Source organism: Nesterenkonia sp. PF2B19, from assembly GCF_001758425.2.
In the GTDB taxonomy this organism is placed as follows: Bacteria; Actinomycetota; Actinomycetes; order Actinomycetales; family Micrococcaceae; genus Nesterenkonia; species Nesterenkonia aethiopica.
The window spans coordinates 1-5,021 of the sequence record NZ_MDSS02000102.1; the positions used below are offsets into that span (position 1 = coordinate 1).

The following is a 5,021-nucleotide window of genomic DNA, read 5'->3' on the forward strand; positions in this document are numbered from 1 at the left end:
CCATCTGGCGCGAGACGTGGGGTGACCTGCCGGCGGTGGAACTGGCGTCAGGCCGCCGCACCGCGCTGACGACGTCGACCTCCGCCGCCCTGTTCATCTTCGACGCCTCGAGCCGATGGACGACGACGCCCTGCACGCCGCCGCCGACGTCCTGGTGGAGCACCTGGGCGCCGGAGCCTCTGCCCGCCGCCTCCTGCCGGGAGACTGAGCCATGCCTGCCCCGACCCCCGCAGAGCTCTTCTCCGGCCTCTCCGCCTTCCCGCTGACGCCATTCCGCAGAGCCGCCGACGGAACGGACACCGTCGACCTCGACGCCGTGTCCTCCCTGGTGGCACGCTGCGCGTCCGCCGGAGCCCAGAGCATCACCGTGCTGGGCTCCACGGGCTCCTACGCCTACCTGGACCGCACCGAACGGCGGGACGTGCTGGAGGCCGCCGTCGCCGCGTCCCCCGGGAGCCCCGTGCTGGCCGGTGTGGGAGCGCTGCGCACCTCGGCGGTGCTGGAGCATGTGCGCGACGCCGAGGCCGCCGGCGCGGACGGCCTGCTGCTGGCCCCGGTCAGCTACCAGCCGCTCTCCGAGGACGAGGTCGTCGGGCTCTTCGACGACGTGTGCCGCCGTACGGAGCTTCCCGTGGCGCTCTATGACAATCCCCGCACCACCGGATTCCGCTTCACCCCCGAGCTCTACGGGCGCATCGCCGCGCTGCCCCAGCTGGCGGCGGTGAAGATCCCGCCGTTGCCGGAGGACCCCGCCCAGGCCCGCGACGTCGTCGCCGCAGTCCGCGCGGAGGTCCCCGACGACGTCGCCCTCGGCATTTCCGGCGATCCCTCGGCGCTCCGGGGGCTCGCCTCCGGCTGCGCGGCCTGGTTCTCCGTGATCGGCGGGGTGCTGCCCGGGGCCGCCCGTCGGCTGGTGGAGCGCCCGGACGACACCGAAGCTGACCCCGCTGTGGCCGCTGATGGCCACCCATGGCAGCCTGCGCGTGGCCGCCGCAGCCGCCGAACATCTGGGACTGGCGCCCCGGGACTGCCTGCCCCGGCCGCTCCGAGGGCTGGACGAGGACGCCCGTGCCCACGTGGCCGACGCGCTGGAGACCGTGCAGCCCTGACCGTCCAGCCCTGATGACCGCCCAGCCCTGACCGCCCAGTAGACTGGCGCGCATGGCGGAGATGCTGCTCGAGAAGTTCAAGGCCCTGGTCCCGAAGTACCTCGATGAGAAGTGGACCCCGCAGGAGGGCTACTCCGCCGAGGAGCTGGGCGACGCCCTCGCGGAGGCGGAGCTGCCCGACGGCGTCCGACTGCCGCTGGTGCTCGAAGAGTTCTACCGGGCGCTGGGCCGCTGCGAGGAGCTCATGGAGGCCCATCACTTCTTCTTCGACCCGGACGAGCTCGAGGTCGAGGACGGGCACCTGCTGTTCCTGGAGGACGAAGACGAACGCTGGGTGTGGGGCATCCCCGTGGACATCCTGGACGTCCCGGACCCGCTGATCCGGCGTCGCAGCAACAAGCAGAAGCACTGGAACGATGAGGACGCCACCGTGGGCGAGTTCATCCTGGACCTGCTCGAGTTCTCCTTCGAGGAGGACTGATGCCGCTGTGGAGCTCACACGCCCCGGACGACTATCCGTGCCCGTTCTGCGGCCTGGCCCGCGGTGACGTCAGCGACCCGACGAACCGCTGCGAGCTGAGCGACCTCGTCTTCCAGGACGAGGAGCTGCTGGTGTTCATGGCCTGCGACGGGTTCGGCCCGCACGAGGGTCACGCGATGATCTCCCCGGTGGCCCACCGGGAGACGCTCTACGACCTCGACGACCACCTGCTGGCGCGCATCGGGGCCATGTCCCGGGACCTCGCTCTGGCGATGAAGCTCGCCTGGAACCCGGAGGGCACCTCCGTGCGGCAGCACAACGAGCCGGCCGGCAACCAGCACGTGTGGCACTATCACCTGCACGTCTTCCCGCGATACAGCGATGACATGCTCTACCGGCAGGTCCGTCATCCGGTGGCCGTGGAGGTCCGGGCCCAGAAGGCCCGGCAGCTGGCGGCCGCGCTGGAGCAGATCCTGGCCGGGGCCGGGCACTGACCCTCAGGCCGGCGGCATCAGCGGCTCAGCTCTCCCGGTCGACGACGGCCTCAGCGAAGGACAGCAACGCCGACTTCACCGTGGACTCCGGCAGTCCCGCCACCGCCTCCTGGGCGGTGGCCGACCAGGCGCGGGCCACCTGCCAGGCCTCCTGGGTGACCGGGTGCGTGACGACGGCGGCCACAGCCTCGGCCAGGGCCTCATCCCCCTGAGATCGCCGTCCACCAGGCGCAGCGCCTCGGCCGCCTCCTGCTCCCCGGCGGCGGCGCGTTCGCGCAGCAGCAGCACCGGCAGCGTAGGGACCCCTTCGCGGAGGTCGGTGCCGGGCGTCTTCCCGGAGGTCTCGCCGTCGGAGGTGAGGTCGATGACGTCGTCGGCCAGCTGGAACGCGACCCCGACGGCCTCACCGTAGGTGGCCAGCATGGCCGCGGTCTCCTCCGTGCATCCGCCGAACATGGCGCCGAGCCGGGAGCGGCCGCCACCAGGGACCCGGTCTTGTCCGCGATGACGGACAGGTAGTGCTTCTTGGGGTCGTCACCCTCGCGCGGGCCGACCGTCTCGTGCAGCTGCCCCATGACGAGGCGTTCGAAGGTCTCGGACTGCACCCGGGAGCCCTCCTCGCCCATCTCGGTCATCAGCTGCGAGGCGCGGGCCAGGATCAGGTCACCGGTGAGGATGGCCACCGAGTTGCCCCACACCTCGTGGGCGGCGGGGGCGCCACGGCGGACCGGCGCGGAGTCCATGACGTCGTCGTGATAGAGCGTCGCGAGATGCGTCATCTCCATGACCGCTGCGGCTTCTCGGACCTTGTCGTCCGGGCCCTCGCCCAGCAGGGAGGTCAGAATGGTCAGCAGCGGGCGGATCCGCTTGCCGCCGGCCTCGGCCAGGTAGCGGGCGGAGGTGTTGGCCAGCTCGTCGGAGCTGGAGAGGGCCTCCAGGAGTCGCTCCTCGACCTCCCCGAGGGCGCGGAAGACCTCGGAGGCGAGGTGCTCGTCGTCGGCGAGAACGTCAAACCCGGCCGCAGTCTCAGCGACAGGGGCTCGGCTGCTGATTCAGTCATCGGAGTCCAGCCTACCGAGCTTGCGTGCGTGGTGGATGGCCACGATGCCTCCGCTGAGGTTCCGATACTTCACATCCGCGTACCCGACCCCAGAGATCTGGGCGGCCAACTCGTCCTGGTCCGGCCAGGCCCGGATGGACTCGGCCAGATACACGTACGCCTCCGGGTTGGAGGACATCGCCCGCGCCACGGGGGGAAGCGCCCGCATCAGGTACTCGTTGTAGACCCGATTGAACGGAGCGAAGGTGGGGTCGGAGAACTCCATGACCGCCAGGCGACCGCCAGGCCTGGTCACGCGGAGCATCTCCGCCAGTCCCGCGATCGGGTCGGCCACGTTGCGCAGCCCGAAGGAGATCGTGACGGCGTCGAACGTGTCATCGGCGAATGGCAGGTTCATGGCGTCCCCAGCCACGAAGGTCATGTCTGGGCGCCGACGCTTGCCCACCTGGAGCATGCCCAGGGAGAAGTCGCAGGCGATCGCCTCAGCGCCGGCGGCCACGAACGGCTCCGTGGAGGTGCCGGTGCCGGCGGCCAGGTCCAGCACCCGCTCTCCGGGCTGGACGTCCAGCGCCTCCACCAGACGTCGGCGCCACAGCCGGGCCTGTCCGAAGGACAGCACGTCATTGGTGATGTCATAGCGGGCGGCGACCTCGTCGAACATCGAGGCGACGTCGGCCGGCTTCTTGTCCAGATCGGCCCGGTTTCCTGGGGCGTGCTGCTCCTGTGTCACCCCAGCATTGTCCCAGATCGCGGGGACCCCCGTGCGCGCGGGGCGTGGGGCGTTCGGCGATAGACTTGCTCCGCTATGCCTGCCCAGCCTCTGCGCGCCGTCTCAGTGACGGTCGCCCTCCCCCACGACGTCGCCCTGACCGACCTGCTGCCGCGGCTCACCCCCAGCGGCACCTGGCTCCGTCATGGTGAAGGCATCGTGGGCCTCGGTGTGGCCGACCGCGCCACGGCCCGTGGCTCGGAGCGCTTCGCCGACCTGGCCCATTGGTGGGAGGACCGGCTGGCGACCATCACGGAGGAGCCGCGGCCGGAATCCCTGCAGGAGGTGCCCGGCTGCGGGCCGGTCGCGTTCACCTCGGTCACCTACTCCTCAGATTCCGCCGCGGACTCGGTGCTGGTGCTCCCGGAGCTCATCCTGGGATCGGTGGCCGGCCGCAGCTGGGTGACGGTGCTCAGCGCCGCCGCGGACCAGGCCGACGTCCTCTCCGCGCTGGACCGGCACGGCCTCACCCTGACGGGCGGCGTCCTGGGTCCGGCCTCCCCGGAGCCCCTCGATCCGGCGCTCGACCCGGAGCTCGACCCGGCGCTCGTTCCGCCCCGCGACCCTCGCAGCGCCACCGCCCTGCAGGAGGGCACCCATCCCACGGCGCACTACCTGCAGGCGGTGGAGGCCGGGGTGCAGGCGATCACCGAACGACGGCTGGAGAAGCTGGTGCTGGGCCGCGACGTCGTCGTCGCCTCCGAGGAGCCGCTGGCGGCGGGGCGTCTCCTGGCGACCCTGAGCCGTGACTATGCCGACTGCTGGACCTACCGGGCCGGCGAGGTGTTGGGCGCCACCCCGGAGATGCTGGTGACGGTGCGCGGGGAGCGCATGGCCGCCAGGGTGCTGGCCGGCACGGTGGACGGGACGCTGCCGGCGGAGCAGGCGCGCGCCCTGCTGCTGGAGGACCCCAAGCAGCGCACCGAGCATGAGATCGCCGTGCAGTCGCTGCTCACCCAGCTGGCCCCGGTGGTGGAGGTCATCAGCGCCCAGAACCCGCCGGCGTGCTGGAGCTGCCCAATGTCTACCACCTCTCCACCGATGTGACGGGCCGCCTGGTCAAGGACTGCACGACGGCGGCCGCCCCCGGCGCCGCCCCGGTGGCGCC

At 71.6% G+C, this 5,021-nt stretch carries 6 protein-coding genes and 1 pseudogene; 4 read left to right on the plus strand and 3 right to left on the minus strand.

The genetic code is table 11. The annotated features are described in order from the left end of the window. The first annotated feature begins 211 nt into the window (after nucleotides 1-211). From BCY76_RS16880 to BCY76_RS16890, 3 genes are read left to right on the plus strand one after another with little or no spacing between them, the layout of a single operon-like run. Nucleotides 212-1,123: a dihydrodipicolinate synthase family protein gene (locus BCY76_RS16880; RefSeq protein WP_336582662.1), complete on the plus strand. Its 912-nt coding sequence runs from the start codon at nucleotides 212-214 to the stop codon at nucleotides 1,121-1,123. Nucleotides 1,124-1,161: 38 nt separating this feature from the next. After that, on the plus strand, nucleotides 1,162-1,590 hold the full coding sequence (locus BCY76_RS16885) for a hypothetical protein (RefSeq protein ID WP_070158351.1): 429 nt from the start codon (nucleotides 1,162-1,164) through the stop codon (nucleotides 1,588-1,590). Next, nucleotides 1,590-2,084, plus strand: coding sequence for an HIT family protein (locus BCY76_RS16890; protein WP_070158350.1), 495 nt, complete (start codon nucleotides 1,590-1,592; stop codon nucleotides 2,082-2,084). Before BCY76_RS16885 ends, BCY76_RS16890 begins: the two co-directional genes overlap by 1 nt. Nucleotides 2,085-2,109: 25 nt before the next feature. Here BCY76_RS16890 and BCY76_RS20870 read toward each other — a convergent pair whose 3' ends face one another. The 3 genes and pseudogenes from BCY76_RS20870 to BCY76_RS16900 form a co-directional block, all read right to left on the minus strand. Next, a complete protein-coding gene (locus BCY76_RS20870) occupies nucleotides 2,110-2,268 on the minus strand; it encodes a hypothetical protein (RefSeq protein WP_442935375.1) in 159 nt (52 codons plus the stop codon). A 119-nt stretch (nucleotides 2,269-2,387) separates the two neighbouring features. After that, nucleotides 2,388-3,136, minus strand: a pseudogene (locus BCY76_RS20150) (polyprenyl synthetase family protein); the annotation flags it as partial. Next, entirely contained in the window at nucleotides 3,137-3,805 is a 669-nt protein-coding gene (locus BCY76_RS16900) for a demethylmenaquinone methyltransferase (protein ID WP_070158359.1), read from the minus strand. Between the two features lie 144 nt (nucleotides 3,806-3,949). On the opposite strand from BCY76_RS16900, the gene BCY76_RS16905 reads away from it, so the two are divergent. Further along, nucleotides 3,950-4,960 (plus strand): chorismate-binding protein, encoded by a 1,011-nt coding sequence (locus BCY76_RS16905; protein WP_085437955.1) that lies wholly within the window; start codon nucleotides 3,950-3,952, stop codon nucleotides 4,958-4,960. Nucleotides 4,961-5,021: the final 61 nt, after the last annotated feature.

Excerpts from the sequence above, each read along its gene's own strand:
- BCY76_RS16885 (WP_070158351.1), top strand. The coding sequence starts at position 1,162 with ATGGCGGAGATGCTGCTCGAGAAGTTCAAGGCCCTGGTCCCGAAGTAC.
- BCY76_RS16900 (WP_070158359.1), bottom strand. The coding sequence starts at position 3,805 with ATGTTCGACGAGGTCGCCGCCCGCTATGACATCACCAATGACGTGCTG.
- BCY76_RS16880 (WP_336582662.1), top strand. The coding sequence starts at position 212 with ATGCCTGCCCCGACCCCCGCAGAGCTCTTCTCCGGCCTCTCCGCCTTC.
- BCY76_RS16905 (WP_085437955.1), top strand. The coding sequence starts at position 3,950 with ATGCCTGCCCAGCCTCTGCGCGCCGTCTCAGTGACGGTCGCCCTCCCC.
- BCY76_RS16890 (WP_070158350.1), top strand. The coding sequence starts at position 1,590 with ATGCCGCTGTGGAGCTCACACGCCCCGGACGACTATCCGTGCCCGTTC.